Here is an 18,662-nt window from a genome sequence, read left to right as displayed (position 1 = left end):
TGTGGGTGCTGCCCCGCCTGGCGGGCCCAAACTTCATATCGATCCCCGGTTGGTCTGCCGGCAGGGCCCGCCTGACTTTGAATCAGGACTAGCGACGTAGGTTCGACTCCTACCCGGGGAGCCACAGGTCAGTGCTTCACGAACCCCTTCAGAAGGTTCCCGAGGCTGAAGGCGTCGTCCCACACGGTGATGAGCCCGTCGCGGACGGTGAACGTGCCCCGAACCCAGAACCCGGTCTTGAGTCGGCCCTTCCAGAGGTAGTCCGTGCGGTCGGTCAGCACGACGTCGCCCTGCTCGGCGATGGCGTGCACGTCCACGGCGAAGCCGACGCCGCGCTTCTCCATGTCCCGCAACATCGCGAAGACGCGTCCACCCCGGAAGGTGGGCAACCCGGTGTTGCGCCACTCGATGTCGGGCGCGAGCAAGGAGAGAGCGCGGTCCGTGTCAGGGGCGGCCAGAGCGTCCAGGAACTCGGTGACCACGGCGGCGTTGCCTTCTGGCTTGGTCGGTTCGGTCATACGGGGAATCTACTGAACGCTAGCTCGGGTCGACGAGGAAGTCGGCGAGCTGGTGCTCCATCCAGGAGAGGTCCTCGATGGGTGGTGAGTGGGCTGCGGTCTCGGCGGGTGCTTCGCGTCCGGAGGGCAGGAGCCAGCGGATGACTTGGTGGCCCTTCTGCTGGTGATGTCGTCGGCACAGCGCCCAGAGGTTCGTGCCGGAGGTCGGTCCGGTGGGGTGCGGGATGCGGTGGTCGGTGTCGCACTGGTCGGCGGGTCTGGTGCAGCCGGGGGCTTGGCAGGTGGCGTCGCGGTAGGCGATGGCCTTCTTGACGGTCTCGGGGGCGAAGCGTCCGAGGTAGGTGTGGTCGAGGGTGTGGCCGGCGCCATCGGTGATGATCCGGTGCCAGAGCGTGTTGCCGTTGGCGACTAGGTCTGAGATCCAGGCGGCCGGGATGACCCAGTCTCCGTCGGCGGAGACGATCGGGTCGTCGTTCACGCCGGCCAACGACGCGGCGGGGATGGTGACGGCGATGTCGGCGTGGATCGCGGGCTCGCCGGCTTTGTTGGTGGTGAGCCAGGCGGCGAGGAGGTCGGCGCGGCGTTGCTGGAGGGTCCGGGGGTCGTCGGCGCCGAGGGCCTTGGCTTCCTTGATCAACCGCTTGTCGATCGCGGCCAGCAGGTAGGACGGCAGCTTGGCGTCGAGGAACCCCATGCCGTCCTCGCCGTGGAGGGCGTCGACCCGGCGCGTCTTCCGTTCGTCCTCGGCGCGCTTCTCGTGCTCGTCGGGCTCGACGCGGGCGATGAAGCGGCGCACCCACTGCCGCAGCTGGGCGGTGGTGTGGGTCTCGGCGTACGTCACGACCCGCTGATCGAGCCGCACGATCGACGCGTCGCGCTTCAGCTTGTCGATCCCGTCGGAGATGATCATCAGCCGGACCGCGTCCACTCGCCCGTCGCGGAACGCCAGCCAGGTCAACGGCGCGCTGTCACGGACCCGACGAGCCACCGAGAGACGGCGATGCACCTGACCTTCCGACAGCCCCATCGCGGTGCCGATCTCCAACGCGATCGCCGCGACGTTCATCTGCTTGACCATCGGCGACCACTGCGACGCCTGGATCGCGGCCTCGGCCTGATCGGCGTACTGCAGCATGCCTGACCACTCAGTCGCCTCCGCGGCCGCGCGAGCACGCGCAAGATCGGTCAGCCGATCCGCCGAGACGTGCTCTGACCTGGTCATACCTCCAACCTAGGCACCCCCACCGACAACCCGATTCGACGACCGCACGTTGTCCACGCGCGGGTCAGCGCGTGCTGAAGAACGGCACTACGCGGGCGGCTCGAAGGACGACGGGCGGTCGGTCTCGGCGTCGTCGCCGGCGGCAATCCACAGAATCGCTGACACCGAAGAATGATCAGATGGGATTCTGGTGTCCCGTCGCGCCCCGCGAACGGCATGGACGAAAGCGCACGACCGCATGACGCTGAACGACCTGATCGCCTCGATGGCGATGGAGCTGCACGACGCCGAGACGCCGGCCGAGACGGCCGACACGATCGCGAGCTATGCGCGGCTGTCGGTGGCGGCCGACGGAGCCGGTCTGATGGTGGTCCGCGGCGGCGCGGTCGAGACCATCGCCGACACCAGCGACGACATCGAGGCGGCCCACCAGCTCCAGGCCGAGCTCGGAGAGGGGCCGTGCCTGGCCGCTCTGGAAGGCGGCGACGCCACCTACCTCGTGCGCGACACCCGGGCCGACGAGCGATGGCCGCGGTGGGGACGGGCGGCGGCGGACATCGGGTTCCACAGCGTCATCAGCTCGACCCTGGAGACCAGCACGCGTCGCATCGGGTCGCTCAACGTCTACGCCCGCGGGGTCGACGCCTTCGACGACGACGATGCCGCCGTCATCTCCTGGCTCGCCACGCACGCGTCCGTCGCCATCGCGAACGTCACGGAGCGCGAGGGTCTGCGGACGGCGCTGTCCCACCGCACCGTCATCGGGCAGGCCGAGGGCCTGCTGATGAGCTCGTTCGGCATCGACGCCGACCAGGCCTTCGCCTACCTGAAGCGGCTGTCGCAGGACACCAACACCAAGCTCGTGAAGATCGCGGCGGAGATCATCGAGAACACCGACCAGCTCGGACGGCACGAGCCGGCTCTGTGACAGTGGTCCGGTGAGGCTGCTCCTGATGTCGGACACGCACGTGCCGACCCGCGCCCGTGACCTGCCCGCGAGGCTCTGGGACGAGGTCGACGCCGCGGACGTCGTGATCCACGCCGGCGACTGGATGACGCTCGCGCTGTTCGAGGCGCTCGACGCACGGTCGAAGCGGCTGGTCGCCTGCTGGGGCAACAACGACGGCGACGACCTGCGCGCCGTGCTGCCCGAGGTCGCCACGGTGACGCTCGACGGCGTCCGAATCGGCGTGGTGCACGAGACCGGCCAGAAGGCGAACCGAGAACGTCGGATGGCGGCCGCCTACCCGGACCTGGACGTCCTCGTCTTCGGCCACAGCCACATCCCGTGGGACACGACGGCCGAGAACGGCATGCGCCTGCTCAACCCCGGGTCGCCCACCGACCGGCGCCGGGAGCCCTACTGCACGTACATGACGGCCGAGATCGCCGGCGGCGAGCTCGTCGACGTCACGCTGCACCGTCTGTGAACGGGCTGCGCAGCACGTAGCGGCTGGTCGGGATGGTGTCGACGTCCCGGTCCGCACCGAACCGGGCGATACTCGCCATCATCCGCTCCATCCGGGACTGCAGGTCGGCGTCGTCGGCCGCGCCGAAGAACGCCGCGAGGTCACCGACCGCCGCCATCGGGAACAGCTCCTCGACGACCGCCGCGACCACCGGCGCGTCCGGCGTGAGTGCCCGCACGACGGCGTTCTGCACGTAGCCGAACGTCGACTGCGTCTCGATCGCGACGGGGGTGTGGTCGAGGTGCCAGCGGTCCAGCCAGGTCTGCTCGTCCAGCTCGGCCGGCCGGCGCAGCAGGGCGACGTTGGCCAGCGCGTCCGCCCGCTCGCCCGGCTCGGTCCGGGGCGGCGGCAGGGGAGCGGACTCGGTCACCAGGTACGCGGCGACGTCGTCGCACTCCTTGGCCAGCAGCGCGAGGGCCGCCTGCACGTCCTCGCCGTACGACTGCTGCGTCCAGAGGTTCACCAGCGCCATCACCGGCGGGTCCAGCACCGTCAGGGTGATGACGGGGTCGCGCACCTCCGCGTCGCGCACGTTGACGGTGACGCCCGGGAACCCGAGCTCCAGCAGCTCGTCCGCCACCGGTCCGCGCAGGCGCTCGCACCACGCGTCGTCGGCATCCGCCCGCCGCAGCAGGACGATGACCTTCTCCACGCGCTCAGCCCTCCGGCAGCGGCGTGTAGATCGACTTCACCTCGGTGTACTGCGCCAGCCCCTCGGGACCGAACTCGCGCCCGACGCCCGACGCCTTGAAGCCGCCGAACGGGGCGGCGAAGTCCATCGTGTAGGTGTTCACGCCGTAGGTGCCGGTGCGGACGCGGCGGGCGACGTCGAGCCCGGCCTCGGCGTCCGACGTCCAGACCGTGCCGGCCAGGCCGTAGTCGGAGTCGTTGGCGATGCGGACGGCGTCGTCCACGTCGTCGTAGGGGATCACCGACAGCACGGGCCCGAAGATCTCCTCCTGCGCGATGCGCATGCCGTTGTCGACGTCGGCGAAGACCGTGGGCCGCACGTACCAGCCGCGGTCCAGGCCGTCCGGCATGCCGAGACCGCCGGTGACGACGCGGGCGCCCTCCTCCTGGCCGAGCGCGATGTACTTCTCCACCCGCTCCTGCTGGCGCTGCGCGACCATCGGTCCGATCTCCGTCGCCGGGTCGGCCGGGTCGCCCACGGTCATCGCGGACACCGTCTCGGCGAGCGCGTCGACGACGGCGTCGTAGTTGCTCCGGCTGGCCAGGATCCGCGTCTGCGCGACGCAGGCCTGGCCGGAGTTCATCAGCGCGACGAACTTCAGGCCCTCCATCGTCGGGCCGAGGTCCGCGTCGTCGAGCACGATGGCGGCGGACTTGCCGCCCAGCTCGAGGCTGACCCGCTTCAGCTGCTCCCCGCAGACCGCGCCGATCGCACGCCCCGCGGCGGTCGAGCCGGTGAACGCGACCTTGTCGACGCCGGGGTGCGCCACGAGGTGGGCACCGGCCTCGCGCCCGGCCGCGACGATGTTCACGACGCCCGGCGGCACGCCGGCCTCCTGCAGCAGCTCGGCCATCAGGTACGGGTCGAGCGGCGACTCCGGCGCCGGCTTCACCACGACCGTGCAGCCCGCCAGCAGCGCCGGCACGAGCTTGGACATGATCGTGAACTGCGGGACGTTCCACGGTGGGATCGCGGCCACGACGCCGACCGGCTCGTGCCGGACGATCACGTCGGAGCCGAGCGCTCCGGTCCGCGCCTCCTCCCACGGGAACTCGCGCGCCACGGCGAGGAACGCCTCGATCTGCATCCACGGGGCGGGCGACTGGGCGAGGTTCGAGAACGACGTCGGCGAGCCCATCTCGGTCGTGATCAGGCCGGCCATCTGCTCGAGGTTCGCGGCGTACAGGCCGGAGAACGCCTCGACGACGGCGATGCGCTCGGCCGGCGTCATCCGCGGCCATGGCCCCTCGTCGAACGCGGTCCGGGCGGCGGCGACGGCGGCGTCGATGTCGGCGGCCGTGCCCTCCGGGACCCGCGCCACCACCTCCTCGCTGTGGGGGGACACCACCTGGAGCAGCTGGTCCGACGCGGGCGCGGCCCACTCGCCGCCGATGAAGAAGGCGTCGCGGTCGAGAGTCATGGTTCCCTCCTCAGGGAGCGAGGTCGAAGAAGTCGGCGAAGCCGCTCGGGTCGTGCCGGCCGATGGCGCCGTGCTCGAACAGGCCCCATCCCTCCGCACCGTCGCACACCGCACGGCCCACGTGGTCGATGACGCCGAACATCACGCGGCCGGCGACGTCGGGGCTGGTCATGTCGTAGGTGACCCGCTCTGTGAAGCCCGGGCCCTTCCAGACCCCGTGGCCCCAGTCGGAGTCGCCGCCGTAGCCGCCGCCGACGTGCAGCGGCACAGCCAGCCTGGACTCCACCTCGAGCACGAGAGCTTTGCCCTCCGGCGTGGTGCAGTGGATCGTCGCGCCGGTCGGGATGCGCGTGCCCGACGTGTACGCGATCTCGACGCGCGGCCAGCCGAGCTGTTCCACGCGTCCGTCGGCCCAGATCCGCGTGCAGTCGTTCAGGGTGCGGAACCCGTCCGGTTCCTCCTGGACGATCAGCACGACGGCGAAGTCGTCGAACCGCATCGGCACGTAGAGCCACCACATGCCCTCGAACTCGGGGTCCGCTGGGGCGCCCGGTGGCGCCGGCTCGCCGGACGGGCGGATGCCCCACGAGCGGTCGCGTGTGCCGACCCAGGTGTCCGGACTGACCGCGATCTCCTCGCCGTCGATCGCGATGGACCCGCTCCAGGTGCCGACCTGGGCGAACCGCTGCGCGTCGAGCGTGACCCGGCTGCCGGCCCGCATGACGTGCGGCTGCTCCTGCAGGACGTCGAACGAGCCCTCCCAGGTCAGGTCGCAGGCGATGCCCTCGGTCTCCTCGAGCACGAGGCGGAGCTTCCGCAGCGGCTCGACGACCTCGACCCGGTACCCGCCGACGTGCTGCTGGAGCCGGTCGTCGTCGATGGCGTCGGAGAGGTGCACGGCGGTCTGCTCGTCACCGCGCCTGACCAGGAAGAACGCGTCCTTCACGCCGAGGTTGGGGTAGTAGCCGAGGCCGCTGATGACGAAGATGTCGCCGGTGCGGTCGTGCGCGTTGAGGTAGCAGCGGTCGTAGAAGTTCCGGTCGCTGAGCCCGGCCCAGGTGACCGGCAGCGGCAGCTGGTGGATCGGGTACTCGTCGAGCGGCCCGACGCTCATTCGGGGTCCCCGCGGCGTTGTTCGACGGAGGAGCGAAGCGGGGGAGGCGAAGAACGGCGTGGGGTGTGCATCTCAGGCGCCGACCTCGTCGAGGAGCTGCTCGAACAGCGGCCGGTGGTGCATCAGCGACTCGACGTCGTCGGGCTGCTCGATCTCGCCGAAGTGCACCTGCCGCGCGCCGGTGCGCATGAAGACGATGCCCCACTGCACGGCGTCGTAGACGTGGTACCACCGGAAGTCGCCGACCTCGACGCCCGTCAGCTCGGCGTACTTCTGCCGGACGTCGTCCTCGCGGAGGAAGTCGGGCATGCCCGGCAGCTCCATCACGCCGGTGATGGTCTCGAACACGCGGTGGGCGAACACCAGCCAGGCGAGGTCCATCTCGCGCGGTCCGACGGCCGCCATCTCCCAGTCGAGGACGGCGACCGGCTCGAAGTCCTGGTACAGGACGTTGCCGATGCGCGCGTCGCCCCAGCAGAGCACGGTGTCGGTGCCGGTCGGCACGTTGGCGCGCAGCCAGGCGAGTCCGCGGTCGACCAGCGGTGACGACCCGCTGTCGATGACCGCGAAGTCGTACCAGTCCTGGGTGCGGGCGAGGTTCCGTTGCAGGGACGTCTCGCCGTCGGTGTCGGCCTCGAGGAAGCCGAACGTCGTCGCCGCGTCGGGGATGCCGTGCAGGCCGGCGATCGCCTCGACGGTCGCGTCCTGCAGGCGGCGCTGCTGCTCCGGCGTCGCGTCGAAGAGCCAGTTGTCGCCGAAGTTGTAGGGGAGCACGTCCGGCGGCACGACGCCGTCGACGCGGTCCATCAGGAAGAACGGGGTGCCGAGCACCGAGCCGGTGGGCTCCATCCAGCGCACGGTCGGCACCGGGACGTCGCTGAGCTCGCCGGCCAGCCGCATGGCGTCGAACTGGTCCTGGAGCCGGTACGACGGGAAGACCGGCATGTCCTTGAGCGAGGGGGCCACGCGGGCGACGAGCTCGGCCGTTCGCGACTCACCGTCCTGGGTCCAGGCGGCGTCGAGCACGAGCGTCTCCGACGACATGCCGTTGGCGTCGATGCCGGAGTGCATGGTGACGGACGGGTCGGCCCCGTCCGGCAGCTGCGTGGCCAGCCAATCGGCCAGCGCGCTGGGGACGTCCGCCGCGTCGCGACTGGAACGCTGCATCGAGAAGTCGGCCGACGGCGCCTGCGTCATCCGAGCAGCATCATTTAGAACGTGTTCTAGTGTCAAGCACTCACTCGACCCACTCGGCTCGCCACTCCGGCGGGTCGAACGGCTCGGCGTAGTAGCGGGTCTCGCGGACGATCTTCCCGTCGGCGAACTCCACGATGTCCGCGACGTGGAAGGTGCCGGCGCCCGGGTACTCGGACGTGGCCTCCATGACGAACACGTCACCGCTGCCGACGATCCGGCGAACGGTCGCGGCGGGAGGGTTCGGGAAGGCCTCCTGCATCGCGCGCATGGCGTCGCGACCGACGATGCGCTCGCCCGACTGCGGCATCTCCATCACGTAGTCCGGCGACCGCGCCTCGTACTCCTGCTCCGGCGAGAGCAGCAGCGTCCCGTCGACCCCGAACATGGCTTCCAAGATCCGGCGGTTGGCCGCTTCGTCGCTCATGCGCCGGACTCTAGACCTGACCCGCGCCGTCTACGCTGGATCCGTGGACACTCAGGTCACGGCCATCGTGCTGGCCGCAGGGGCGGGCACGCGGATGAAGTCGGCACGCGCCAAGGTGCTGCACGAGCTGGGCGGGCGGAGCATGATCGCCCACGCGCTGCTCGCGGTGCGCGACGTCGGCGCCGCCACCACCGTCGCGGTCGTCGGCCACGATCGCGAGCAGGTGTCCGCGGCCATCGCCGAGCTCGACGACTCCGTCGTCCAGGCCGTGCAGGAGGAGCAGCGCGGCACCGGGCACGCCGTCCAGGTCGCGCTCGAGGCGCTGGACGACAAGCCCGCCGGTACCGTGCTCGTCACGTACGGCGACGTCCCGCTGCTCACCGCATCCACCCTGAGCGCGCTCCTCGACGACCACCGCTCCGCGGGCCGTGCGGTCACGATCCTGTCCGCCGAGCTCGAGGACCCCAGCGGCTACGGGCGCATCGTCCGCGACGCGACGTCCGCCGTCGTCGCCATCCGCGAGGACAAGGACGCCGGCGAGACCGAGCGCGAGATCCGCGAGGTCAACAGCGGCATCCTCGCCGTCGACGCCGACTTCCTCGTCGACGCCGTCGGCCGCCTGACCACCGACAACGCCCAGGGCGAGCTGTACCTCACCGACATCGTCGCCCACGCCGTCGCCGACGGACGTCCGGTCGGCGCGCACGTGCTCGAGGACGTCTGGCAGACCGAGGGCGTCAACGACCGCGCGCAGCTCGCCCGCCTCGGCCGCGAGCTGAACCGCCGCACCACGGAGCACTGGATGCGCGAGGGCGTCACGATCATCGATCCGGACACCACCTGGATCGACTCGGCCGTGACGCTGGCCCCCGACGTCACCCTGCAGCCCGGCACGCAGCTGCTCGGCGCCACGGCCGTCGCGTCGGGCGCGACCATCGGCCCCGACACCACGCTCCGCAACGTCGAGGTGGGGGAGGGCGCGACGGTCATCCGCACCCACGGTTCCGACGCGGTCGTCGGGGCCGGCGCCATGGTCGGACCGTTCTCCTACCTGCGGCCGGGCACCGAGCTCGGTGCCGACGGCAAGATCGGCACCTTCGTCGAGACCAAGAACGCGCAGATCGGGCCGGGCGCCAAGGTGCCGCACCTGTCGTACGTCGGCGACGCCGAGATCGGCGAGGGCAGCAACATCGGCGCCGGCACGATCGTCGCCAACTACGACGGCGTCAAGAAGCACCGCACGAAGGTCGGCAAGCAGGCCCGCACCGGGTCGAACAACGTCTTCGTCGCGCCGGTCGAGATCGGCGACGGCGCGTACACGGGTGGCGGCACCGTGGTCCGCGAGGACGTCCCGCCGGGGGCGCTCGCCACGAGCTCAGGTCCGCAGAGGACCATGGAGGGGTGGGTGGAGGCCAAGCGGCCGGACACCCCGGCGGCAGAGGCGGCGCGCGACGCAGCAAAGGACGGCAACGACGGTGAGTAGCCTGCTCAAGCAGACCCCGACGAAGAAGATCATGCTCTTCTCCGGCCGGGCCCACCCGACGCTCGCCGAGGAGGTCGCGAACCTCCTCGAGGTGGAGATCGTCCCCACCACGGCGTACGACTTCGCCAACGGCGAGATCTACATCCGCTTCGACGAGTCCGTGCGCGGCTGCGACGCCTTCGTCATCCAGAGCCACAACGAGCCGATCAACGACGCGATCATGGAGCAGCTGATCATGATCGACGCGCTCAAGCGGGCGTCGGCCAAGCGCATCACCGTGATCCTGCCGTTCTACGGCTACGCCCGGCAGGACAAGAAGCACCTGGGCCGCGAGCCCATCTCGGCCCGCCTGATGGCCGACCTGTTCCTCACCGCCGGCGCCGACCGCCTGATGACCGTCGACCTGCACACCGCGCAGATCCAGGGCTTCTTCGACGGCCCGGTCGACCACCTGCTGGCGATGCCGATCCTCACGCGGCACGTGAAGAAGAAGTACGGCAAGCGCGACCTCACCGTCGTCTCGCCCGACGCGGGCCGCATCAAGGTGGCCGAGTCGTGGGCCAACTCGCTGGCCAACGCGCCGCTGGCGTTCATCCACAAGACGCGCGACCCCCGCAAGCCCAACGAGTCCAAGGCCAACCGCGTCGTCGGTGAGGTCGAGGGCCGCACCTGCATCCTCGTCGACGACCTCATCGACACCGGCGGCACGATCGTCCAGGCCGCGGAGGCGCTGATGGCCGACGGTGCCGAGGACGTCGTCATCGTCGCCACGCACGCGGTCTTCTCCGGTCCGGCGATCGACCGGCTGAAGAACTCCACGGCCTGCGAGGTCATCGTCACCAACACGCTGCCGATCGGCGACGAGAAGCGGTTCGACAAGCTCACCGTCCTGTCGATCGCCCCGCTGCTCGCCCAGGCCACGGCCGCGGTGTTCGAGGACGGCTCCGTCACCAGCCTGTTCAAGAACTAGGTGACCGGACGGCGAGCGCTCCTCGCCGGCGCCCTGTTCGTCTGGGCGCTCGGATACGCGGTGTACCGCGGCTACTACGCCCTCGGCGGCGAGGCCGGGATGATCGGCGTCCCGAGATCGGACAGCGAGTTCCAGCGGGTGAACGCCATCGGCGCCGGCATCGTGCTGCTCGGCGCCCTGGTCCCGCTGGTCCTCGTGGCGGTGGAGCGACTGCGTTCGGTGGCGTCCGTCCTGGGCTGGGTCGCGGGCGTGGGCTGCACGATGCACGCCTTGGTCGACGCGACGCTCCGGGTCCTGAGCCTGGCCGGCGTGCACCCCACCGAGCTGCCGGCCAGCTTCTGGGCCTCGTTCGACCGCCGGACCGCCGACCTGCAGGACCTGTTCCTGAACGAGCCGTGGTTCCTCGTCGAGGGCCTGCTTTGGATCGCGCTCGGACTCGGCAGCACTCGGGAGTCCCGCCGTCGGCCGTGGCTCGTCACAGCCGCGGTGGCCTGCGCGGGGCTGACCGCGGTCGGCATCCTGTCCGGGCTCGACGTCATCGGCTCCGTCGTCGTCGACTAGGCCCACACCAGGGCGGTGCAGCGCCAGGCGCGGTCGCCACGGTGCGAGGTCTGGAGCTCGAGGCGCACGGCGACGGCGCGGGAGCGCCCGCGGTGGACCATGCGTCCGGCGATCTCGGCCGTCTCGTCGTTCACCATCGCCACGTGCACCGACACGATCCGCGGAGCGCTGCCCGTCCCTGAGCGTCGCGGGGCTCGGGCCCGTGCTGACAGGCGGGCGTGCAGCTGCTCGTAGACGTCGGGTGCCATCCACGGCGCCATCTGCCGGGCGGCGCGTTCGCCGGACAGCACCTCGACCAGGGCCTGCATGAAGTGCGAGGCGCGACGGCGCAGCGGATGGTCGCCGCTCGGGTCGCGCTCGACGGGAACCGGCAGCACCGGACGCATCCCGGGGAACGGCAGCGGGATCTGCCCTGGCGACGGGTCGATCACCTCGTCGAACGACGGCGTCACGGGCATGACGTTCAGGGCGGTCGCGGTTCTCATGAGTGGTCCTCCTGCGGTGGGACGAGGTGCTGGCCGGGGCGGATGAGGTCCGGGTCGGGCCCGATGACGTGGCGGTTGGTGGCGTACCAACGCCGCGTGGCGCCGGCGATCGTGGCGGCGTCGGCACGGGCGCCCAGGTGCTCCGCGGCGATGCCCCACAGCGTGTCGCCGGGGAGGACGACCACGACGCTCGAGGTGAGCGGGCGTGCGACGGGAGCCGCGGAGACGACCGGCCGGTCCGGGAGGCGCAGCCCGTCGAGGACGTGGTCGGCACCGTCGGCATGGGCCGGCGTGACGACGACCGTGGCGGTGACCCCCGCGAACAGCGCTCCGCGCAGCAGGCGCGGCGTGAGGACGACCGCGACGCCGCGCAGCGACGGCACGCTCGCGAGCGCGCTGACCAGCAGCGCCCACACGGCCGCACCGAGCAGCAGCAACGACAGCAGCGCGAGCATCGCGGCCGGGAAGTCCGGCCCGACGAGTGCGGCGGCGTCGGTCCCGACGTCCGGTGCGGTGACGATCAGTGCGCCCGCTGCGAGCGCAACGACGACGACAGGCCTCATCGGCAAGCTCCCCCGAGATCATTTGATGACGTTTGACAACGTTTGATGACACTCAAGACCGAATGGGGACGGATGTCAACGCGCCCTCCACAGCGTCGGTTAGCCTGCCGACGTGCGGTGGGACCGACTGTTCGCGGACCTCGAGGGGCAGGCCGACGACCTCGAGCTGGCCGAGCGCGACGTGCTCGTCGACGAGCTGCGCGACGGCACGTGGGCCGAGACCTCCTGGCGTGAGCTCGTCGGTGGTCGGACCGTGCTGGAGGTGATCGGCCTCGGCCGCGTCGAGGGCGATGTGCAGCTGGTCAACGACCACGTCGTGCACCTGGACTCCGGCACCGTCGAGCACGTGGTGGCCGCGTCGGCCGTGCTCAGCATCGTCTCGTCCGAGCACCGTGCTCTCGACGAGTCGGTGGTGACCTCACGCCTGGGGTGGGGTCACGTCTTCCGGGCGGCGCGCGCCGAGGACTCCACCCTGCGCATCACCCGGGCGGACGGGACGGCCGTCGACGGGCGCGTCGACGTGGTCGGCCACGACTTCGTCCGGGTCGCCAGCGACGGCGGTCGCACGCGGATGGTGCCGTTCGCCGCGGTGGCGGCGGTGACGCTCAGCGGTCGCTGAGCTGCTCCTCGGCGACGATCTGCTCGGTGCGCTCGTACTGGCGCTTGATGTAGTCCTCGAGCTCGACCGCCTCGACCCGCCACTGGCCGCGACCGCCGACCTGGATGCCACGGAGGTCTCCGGACCGCACGAGGGCGTACGCCTGCCTGTCGCTCACGTTCAGCACCTCGGCGACGTCGGTCAACGTCAGGAAGCGTGGGGAAGCGGGCATGGCCCCCAGTTTTCCATGTATCAGTGTCATGGCCCATTCGTGTCGGGCCTCGTTGTGGACAAGCGGACCCTGCCCTCGACGCGCCCGCTCATGACCAGTAGAAACGAGGGATGACGATCTGGCGGGGGCCTGCGAAGTCAGGACGGACGACACGACTCACCCGACCCACGTGGAGTGATCCACGCCTGATTCTCGGCGTGCTGCTGGTGCTCGGATCGACGGTGCTCGGCGCCACCGTCGTCGCGGCCAGCGGCTCCACCACCGGGTACTGGGCGGTGCGCGACGACGTGAAGCAGGGCGATCCCGTGGAGCGGGCCGACCTGGTGCGGGCCGACGCCCACGTCAGCGGAGCGGCCGCCGACCAGCTCATGGCGGTCGACGAGCCACTGCCTGAGCGCCTCGGCTCGCTGGTGTGGGCGCGTGACCTCCGCGGCGGCGCGCTCGTCGACCAGGCCGCCCTGGCGTCCGAGGCCACGGCCCACGTCGCCGAGCTGCCGCTGAGCGTCTCCGCCGGTGCCGCGCCGGCCGACCTGCAGCGCGGCGACCGCGTCGACGTCTGGGTCGGCCCGGGTCCGGGCGACGACACAGGCATCGAGTCCGCCCGGGTCCTGCGGAACGTGCGAGTCGTCTCCACGGGCGGCCGCACCTCGTCGCTCGAGGGCTCGGCGGCGCGCACCGTGCTCGTCGACGTGTCCGGGGTGGAGCTCGACGGCGACGTCGTCAGCACCATCGCGTCCGCGCACGTCACGATGGTGCGCGTCTCGTGACCGACACGCTGGTCCTCGTCGCCGCCGGCGGCGCCGCCTGGGAGTCCGCCGGGATCCGGGAGATCGAGGCCGCGCCCGACCTGCGCCTCGTCCGGCGCTGCGTCGACGTCGCCGAGCTGCTGGCCGTCACCCCGTCGTCGGGAGCCCACGCCGCGGTCGTGGCCGCCGGCCTGCCCGGCCTGGACGCCGACGCCGTGTTCCGGCTCGAGCGCTCCGGCGTCCGGGTCGTCGGCGTCGGGGACGGCGACCGCTGCCAGGCGCTGGGTATCGCCGTGCGGGCGGACCCCACCGACATCCCGGGCGCCATCGCCCGTATGGGCACGCCGGTCGAGCGCGCCGAGCCGGAGCCGGAGCAGCGCGGCCGCACCGTCGCGGTCTGGGGACCGACCGGGGCGCCCGGCCGCAGCACGGTCGCGGTCTCGCTCGCCGCGGCCCAGGCCCACGCGGGCCAGGACTGTGTCCTCGTCGACGCGGACACCACCGGCGGTTCGATCGCCCAGATGCTGTCCGTGCTCGACGAGGTCAGCGGTCTCGTGGCCGCCTGCCGGGCGGCGAACCAGGGCCGCGTCGCCGAGACGGCCGAACAGCTGCTGGACGTCGAGCCTTGCCTCCGGCTGCTCAGCGGCATCCCGCGCGCCGACATGGCCACGCAGATCAGGGCCGGCGCCCTCGACCTGGTGCTGCGGCACCTGCGGACCGCCGCGGACCTGGTCGTCGTCGACCTCGGTGCCACGCTCGACCCGGTCGCCGAGCTCGTCCTGGGACAGGCCGACGTCCTCGTCGTGGTCGGACGCGCCGACCCGGTCGGCCTCACCCGCCTCGTCCGCGCGCTGCACGCCCTGCGAGATACCACCACGCTCGAACCCATCGTGGTCGTCAACCAGATGCGCCCGACGCTCGGCTGGAAGGAGCGCGACGTCGCCGACACGATCGCCCGGCTCACCGGCCGGGAACCGGCGCAGTTCGTCCCGAGCGACGTGGCGACGCTCGACCTCGCCGTGATGCGCGGGGAGGCGCCACGCGACGTCGACCCCGGCTCGCCGTTCGTCCAGGCCATCGACCGTCTGGTCGCGGACATTCCCCTGGTACGTTCTGCGGTGTCGCACTAGAGGAGGCCCGGTGGAGCGGTTGAGTCCCCTGGACGCGATGTTCCTGAGCCAGGACAGCGCGTCCGCACCGCGTCAGATCGCGTCGTTGGCGATCCTCGAGCCCGACGACCGCCCGCTCGACCACGACCGGCTCATCCAGGTCATCAGCGAGCGGCTGGACATCGTCCCGCGCTACCGCCAGGTGCCGCGCAAGGTGCCCGGCGGGCTGAGCACGCCGGTCTGGGTCGACGACGACGCCTTCGACATCTCCCACCACGTCCGTCGCTCCGCCTTGCCCAAGCCCGGCACCCGCGATGCCCTGCACGAGCTCGTCGGCCGGCTGATCGCACGCCGGCTCGACCTCGACCGGCCGTTGTGGGAGCTGTACCTGATCGAGGGCCTGGAGAACGGCGCCGTCGCGCTGCTGTTCAAGGCGCACCAGGCGCTGGTGGACGGCTCGGAGACCATCGACCTGGCCCAGGTGCTGCTGGAGGAGACCGCGCACGAGCGCGACATCCCGCACGCCGACTGGAGCCCTCGCACCGGGCTGCACGGCGTCAACCTCGTGGCCGCCACGCTCGACCGCAACCTCCGGCATCCCGGCGAGGCGCTCCGCATCACCGAGCACAACCTCGGTCGCGTCGCCCGGGCGCTGCCGTTCCTCCGCGGCCCGTCCGCCCCGCCGCGCGGCATCCTGTCCGCCGAGCTGTCCCGGCACCGCCGGTTCGCGTCCATCGCCACCGATCTCGAGGAGTTCCGGCGCGTCCGCGAGGAGCACGGCGGCACCGTCAACGACGTCATCCTCGCCACGATCGCCGGCGGCATCCGCGGCTGGATGCTCACCCGCGCCGAGCAGGTGAGCGCCAAGACCAGCTTCCGCGCCATGGTGCCGATGTCAGTGGTCTCCGACGACGGCCTGCCCACGTCGCTCGGCTCCAAGGTGCGCGGCCACCTTCTGTCGCTGCCGGTGGGGGAGTCCAACCCGGTCGTCCGGCTGCACCAGGTGTCCTACGCGCTCAAGGACCACCGCGAGACCGGCTCGGCGGTCGCGGCCAACAAGCTCGCCAACCTGCCGGGCTTCGCCACCTCGACGTTCCACGCCGTCGGAGCTCGCGTGGCCGCCGCGGAGTCGGGCCGCGGGCACCAGATCGTCATCACCAACGTGCCCGGCCCGCAGGACCCGGTCTACATGGCCGGGGAGGCGGTGGCCGAGGTCTACCCGTGCATCCCGCTCAGCGGGAACCGAGCCATCTCCATCGGCGTCACCTCGTACCGCGGCAAGGTGTTCTTCGGTCTCGTCGCCGACCGGGACGCCGTGCCGGACGTCGCCGTCCTGGCGCAGTGCATCCGCGACGCCCTCGCCGAGCTCGTCGAGTCCGTCAGTGCCAAGGGCTCCCGCGCCCCGCGTGGCCGCCAGCGGCCGCAGAGGTGACGCGGGGATGACCCGGCTCTACCTCTCGGCGGACGCCACAGCGCTCGAGGCACTGCGCGACGGTGCCGCCGTCTCGCTCGTCGCCTACCAGGCTGCCGGCGAGGACGAGCAGGACGAGGCCGACGCCCTCGCGGCGGCCGCGGAGAGCGGCCCGGTCGCCCTCGCGGTCGAGGTCGACGACGTGGCCGAGGGCGACGAGCAGGAGGTCACGCTCGAGCAGGTCGACGCCATCCACCTCGACGTCGACGGCAGCGGCGACCTCGCCTGGTACGCCACGCAGGAGCTCGACGAGGTCCTGCGGATCCTCAGCTGACCTTCTGGCGGCCGAGCTCGACCTCGCTGCGGAGCGCGCCGACGACGGCCTTCACGATGACCGGCTCGATCTTCTTGCCGAAGAACGGGACGTTCACCTTGGCGTCGCCGGAGATCGTCAGCGTCGCCTCGGGCCCGGTGATGGTGAGCGTTCCGACCACCTCAGCAGGCTGACCGATCATGGTGACCTTGAGGTCGGCCTTCCGGTTTCCGGAGGCGTCCGGCGCGCTCCAGCGCTCGGTCTGCTTCACCTTGACCGCGTCGCCGGTGAACTTCTTGATCGAGTCCGGCAGGTCGGCCGGCTGGGAGCGGACGATCGTGACGAGGTGGCCGTCGCCGTCGGGCTCGATGGTGACCTCGATGTCCTTGCTGCCCACGGCCTCGGCGGCCTCGCGGCGGAACTCCGGGTCGGTGGTGACCGCGTAGACGGCCTCGACGTCGGCGCCGGGGTAGGTGAACGTCTCCTTCAGCTTCATGGCGCCATCCTTGCAGGGGTGGCTAGAACCTGCCCGCGCCGCCACGGCGCCCGCGGGTGCGGGTGCCGCCGTAGCTGCCGGGAGCGCGCAGCTTGTCGTTGTCGCCCGGCTCGTCGCTGCCCGGGAACCGCTCGCCGGAGCCGCCGCCGTGCGACGAGCCGCCGAGCACGCGGGCGATGACGTTGCCGATGCCGCCGCGGCGGCGACGGTCGACGAGGATGCCGCCGAGCACCATGGCCTCGAAGCCGGAGGAGCCGCGGTCCTCCTTCTGCTCGCGGCGACCGCGCCACGCGGCGACGTCGGCCTCGGCGTGCTTGCGGGCCTCTTCGACCAGCGCCGCGGCCTCCTGAGCCGACCCGAGCTCGTCCAGCCGGGCCGCCTCCCAGATGCAGGTCCGGGCGGCGGCGCCGATCGCGCCGCGACGCGTCTCGACGAACCGCGCGGTGGCGGCGAGGTCGGACACCGGGGCCGGGTCGAGCAGCATCTCGATCTGGGCGATGGAGTCCTCGGCGGCGCGCAGCCGGGAGACTGCCGCGCGGACGTCCTCGTCGTCGAACGCGGACCGGGACCGCTCGATCTGCGACCGCGCCGTCGTGAGCAGGCGGTCGGCCTGGTCGTCGTCGCCGTTCGTGGGCAGCGCGTCGGCCCGCTCGGCGAGGGCGTCGAGCAGGGACGGGACACGGTCCTCGAGGTCGCGCAGCCGGTCGAACGCCTCCACGTGGGCGTCGAGGGCGAGGTCGACCTCCTCGCAGATCGCGATGATGCGGGCAGCGGTGCGCCGGCGCTCGGCCTCGGCGGTGGGCGCGAGCGTCCCGAGGCGGCGGTGCAGCATGAACGCCTCGCGCATCGTGCCCTGGGCACGGTCGAGCGTGGCCTGGAACCGGGTGACGGCCTGCGGGCCGTACTGGGCCTCGGCGTCGGCGAGCTCGGCGCGTGACGTGTGGAGGGCATCGTCGACGGCGACGAGGGAGCGGGCGGCCACCGTGTGCAGCTCGTCGAGACTCAGGATCTTCGCCGGGTCGACCGGCTTGCCGTGCTCGTCGAGCACGTGGTGGGTGTGCTCGAACCGCCGGCGCAGCCGCATGGTGACGAAGGCGCCGGCCGCGAGCAGGACCACGATGCCGAGGACGATCCAGCCCCACGGCAGGCCGTGGTCGTCGGCCAGGTCGGTGTATGCGGCAGCGGCGTTCACCGCAGCCTTCGTGGGGTCACCCTCGTCCAGCGCGGGCTCGACCGTGTCGCGGTCGATGGCGTCGAGGTCGTCGTCGGAGAACGCCTTGCTGTGGCTGGCCGCGGTGCCGTCGTCGGTGGCGATCGCCAGCAGGAGGTCGGCGCTGCCGAGCCCGGACACCCGCGCCGTCTCGGCCGCCCACTTCTTCGGGCTCAGGTCACCGAAGGTGGGGACGTAGACGACGTAGAGCCGCTGGCCGGTGTCGGAGTAGAAGTCCGACGCGGCCTGGCGCACCTCGGCGGCCTCGCTCTTGTCGAGGGCACCGGCCTGGTCGGTGAGCGACGTGGAGACGTCGACGGGGTCGTCGGCCTGGACCGGTGCCAGGGACAGGCCCGGAACCAGGAGGAGGATCGCGATCAGGGACGTGATCTTCACGCCTTGATCCTGACCGATGCGGCAAACCCAGACA

22 protein-coding genes and 1 tRNA gene are annotated in these 18,662 nt (G+C 71.6%); 11 read left to right on the top strand and 12 right to left on the bottom strand.

Annotated features, from left to right (window positions below; translation table 11 throughout):
• The first annotated feature begins 42 nt into the window (after positions 1-42).
• Positions 43-124 (top strand) — tRNA-Gln (locus tag FHP06_RS05180).
• Between the two features lie 4 nt (positions 125-128).
• On the opposite strand, the gene FHP06_RS05175 is transcribed toward FHP06_RS05180, so the two are convergent.
• Positions 129-518, bottom strand: coding sequence for a limonene-1,2-epoxide hydrolase family protein (locus FHP06_RS05175; protein WP_147684458.1), 390 nt, complete (start codon positions 516-518; stop codon positions 129-131).
• A 19-nt stretch (positions 519-537) separates the two neighbouring features.
• Positions 538-1,740 (bottom strand): HNH endonuclease signature motif containing protein, encoded by a 1,203-nt coding sequence (locus FHP06_RS16260; protein ID WP_147684456.1) that lies wholly within the window; start codon positions 1,738-1,740, stop codon positions 538-540.
• 238 nt (positions 1,741-1,978) lie between these two features.
• Here FHP06_RS16260 and FHP06_RS05165 point away from each other — a divergent pair, with 238 nt between their 5' ends.
• Positions 1,979-2,668 (top strand): GAF and ANTAR domain-containing protein, encoded by a 690-nt coding sequence (locus FHP06_RS05165; protein WP_147684454.1) that lies wholly within the window; start codon positions 1,979-1,981, stop codon positions 2,666-2,668.
• 10 nt (positions 2,669-2,678) lie between these two features.
• Positions 2,679-3,170 (top strand): metallophosphoesterase family protein, encoded by a 492-nt coding sequence (locus tag FHP06_RS05160; protein WP_147684452.1) that lies wholly within the window; start codon positions 2,679-2,681, stop codon positions 3,168-3,170.
• On the opposite strand, the gene FHP06_RS05155 is transcribed toward FHP06_RS05160, so the two are convergent.
• From FHP06_RS05155 to FHP06_RS05135, 5 genes are all read right to left on the bottom strand, one after another.
• Positions 3,151-3,861, bottom strand: a complete 711-nt coding sequence (locus FHP06_RS05155) for an EthD domain-containing protein (RefSeq protein WP_147684450.1) — start codon at positions 3,859-3,861, stop codon at positions 3,151-3,153. The two genes, FHP06_RS05160 and FHP06_RS05155, sit on opposite strands and share 20 nt — an antisense overlap.
• 4 nt (positions 3,862-3,865) lie before the next feature.
• Positions 3,866-5,320: an aldehyde dehydrogenase gene (locus FHP06_RS05150; protein ID WP_147684448.1), complete on the bottom strand. Its 1,455-nt coding sequence runs from the start codon at positions 5,318-5,320 to the stop codon at positions 3,866-3,868.
• A 10-nt stretch (positions 5,321-5,330) separates the two neighbouring features.
• Complete coding sequence (locus FHP06_RS05145; protein WP_147684446.1) at positions 5,331-6,434, bottom strand: hypothetical protein; 1,104 nt, start codon at positions 6,432-6,434, stop codon at positions 5,331-5,333.
• A 72-nt stretch (positions 6,435-6,506) separates the two neighbouring features.
• A complete protein-coding gene (locus tag FHP06_RS05140; RefSeq protein ID WP_147684444.1) occupies positions 6,507-7,631 on the bottom strand; it encodes a phosphotransferase family protein in 1,125 nt (374 codons plus the stop codon).
• A 40-nt stretch (positions 7,632-7,671) separates the two neighbouring features.
• Positions 7,672-8,055 carry a nuclear transport factor 2 family protein gene (locus tag FHP06_RS05135; protein WP_147684442.1) on the bottom strand — a complete coding sequence of 128 codons (384 nt, stop codon included), beginning with the start codon at positions 8,053-8,055 and terminating at the stop codon, positions 7,672-7,674.
• A 43-nt stretch (positions 8,056-8,098) separates the two neighbouring features.
• On the opposite strand from FHP06_RS05135, the gene glmU reads away from it, so the two are divergent.
• Genes glmU through FHP06_RS05120 form a run of 3 tightly spaced genes read left to right on the top strand, consistent with a single transcriptional unit; the run spans position 8,099 to position 11,069 of the window.
• A complete protein-coding gene (glmU, locus tag FHP06_RS05130; protein ID WP_147684440.1) occupies positions 8,099-9,538 on the top strand; it encodes a bifunctional UDP-N-acetylglucosamine diphosphorylase/glucosamine-1-phosphate N-acetyltransferase GlmU in 1,440 nt (479 codons plus the stop codon).
• Positions 9,531-10,508 (top strand): ribose-phosphate diphosphokinase, encoded by a 978-nt coding sequence (locus FHP06_RS05125; RefSeq protein ID WP_330999603.1) that lies wholly within the window; start codon positions 9,531-9,533, stop codon positions 10,506-10,508. Before glmU ends, FHP06_RS05125 begins: the two co-directional genes overlap by 8 nt.
• A complete protein-coding gene (locus FHP06_RS05120) occupies positions 10,509-11,069 on the top strand; it encodes a hypothetical protein (RefSeq protein ID WP_147684438.1) in 561 nt (186 codons plus the stop codon). It abuts the gene before it with no gap.
• Here the strand turns inward: FHP06_RS05120 and FHP06_RS05115 are convergent.
• Together FHP06_RS05115 and FHP06_RS05110 are read right to left on the bottom strand one after the other, a co-directional pair.
• Entirely contained in the window at positions 11,066-11,554 is a 489-nt protein-coding gene (locus tag FHP06_RS05115; RefSeq protein WP_147684436.1) for an Rv3235 family protein, read from the bottom strand. The two genes, FHP06_RS05120 and FHP06_RS05115, sit on opposite strands and share 4 nt — an antisense overlap.
• Positions 11,551-12,117, bottom strand: a complete 567-nt coding sequence (locus tag FHP06_RS05110) for a LysM peptidoglycan-binding domain-containing protein (protein ID WP_147684434.1) — start codon at positions 12,115-12,117, stop codon at positions 11,551-11,553. Before FHP06_RS05110 ends, FHP06_RS05115 begins: the two co-directional genes overlap by 4 nt.
• Positions 12,118-12,229: 112 nt before the next feature.
• On the opposite strand from FHP06_RS05110, the gene FHP06_RS05105 reads away from it, so the two are divergent.
• Entirely contained in the window at positions 12,230-12,736 is a 507-nt protein-coding gene (locus FHP06_RS05105; RefSeq protein WP_147684432.1) for a hypothetical protein, read from the top strand.
• Here the strand turns inward: FHP06_RS05105 and FHP06_RS05100 are convergent.
• Entirely contained in the window at positions 12,723-12,947 is a 225-nt protein-coding gene (locus FHP06_RS05100; RefSeq protein ID WP_147684430.1) for a helix-turn-helix domain-containing protein, read from the bottom strand. The two genes, FHP06_RS05105 and FHP06_RS05100, sit on opposite strands and share 14 nt — an antisense overlap.
• A 197-nt stretch (positions 12,948-13,144) precedes the next feature.
• Here FHP06_RS05100 and FHP06_RS05095 point away from each other — a divergent pair, with 197 nt between their 5' ends.
• The 4 genes from FHP06_RS05095 to FHP06_RS05080 are packed head-to-tail and all read left to right on the top strand — an operon-like array spanning position 13,145 to position 16,547.
• A complete protein-coding gene (locus FHP06_RS05095; protein ID WP_147684428.1) occupies positions 13,145-13,714 on the top strand; it encodes a hypothetical protein in 570 nt (189 codons plus the stop codon).
• Positions 13,711-14,823, top strand: coding sequence for an AAA family ATPase (locus FHP06_RS05090; RefSeq protein ID WP_147684426.1), 1,113 nt, complete (start codon positions 13,711-13,713; stop codon positions 14,821-14,823). The genes FHP06_RS05095 and FHP06_RS05090 overlap by 4 nt, the downstream gene beginning before the upstream one ends.
• Positions 14,824-14,833: 10 nt before the next feature.
• A complete protein-coding gene (locus tag FHP06_RS05085; protein WP_147684425.1) occupies positions 14,834-16,234 on the top strand; it encodes a wax ester/triacylglycerol synthase family O-acyltransferase in 1,401 nt (466 codons plus the stop codon).
• 7 nt (positions 16,235-16,241) lie between these two features.
• Positions 16,242-16,547 (top strand): hypothetical protein, encoded by a 306-nt coding sequence (locus FHP06_RS05080; protein WP_147684423.1) that lies wholly within the window; start codon positions 16,242-16,244, stop codon positions 16,545-16,547.
• Here the strand turns inward: FHP06_RS05080 and FHP06_RS05075 are convergent.
• Both FHP06_RS05075 and FHP06_RS05070 read right to left on the bottom strand, forming a co-directional pair.
• Positions 16,540-17,022 (bottom strand): DUF2505 domain-containing protein, encoded by a 483-nt coding sequence (locus tag FHP06_RS05075; RefSeq protein WP_147684421.1) that lies wholly within the window; start codon positions 17,020-17,022, stop codon positions 16,540-16,542. The genes FHP06_RS05080 and FHP06_RS05075 overlap by 8 nt on opposite strands.
• A 22-nt stretch (positions 17,023-17,044) precedes the next feature.
• On the bottom strand, positions 17,045-18,628 hold the full coding sequence (locus tag FHP06_RS05070; RefSeq protein WP_187271788.1) for a TPM domain-containing protein: 1,584 nt from the start codon (positions 18,626-18,628) through the stop codon (positions 17,045-17,047).
• Between the last annotated feature and the right edge of the window lie 34 nt (positions 18,629-18,662).

It is taken from the genome of Aeromicrobium terrae, from assembly GCF_008039565.1.
GTDB lineage: Bacteria > Actinomycetota > Actinomycetes > Propionibacteriales > Nocardioidaceae > Aeromicrobium > Aeromicrobium terrae.
This window is presented reverse-complemented; position numbering and strand designations above follow the sequence as displayed.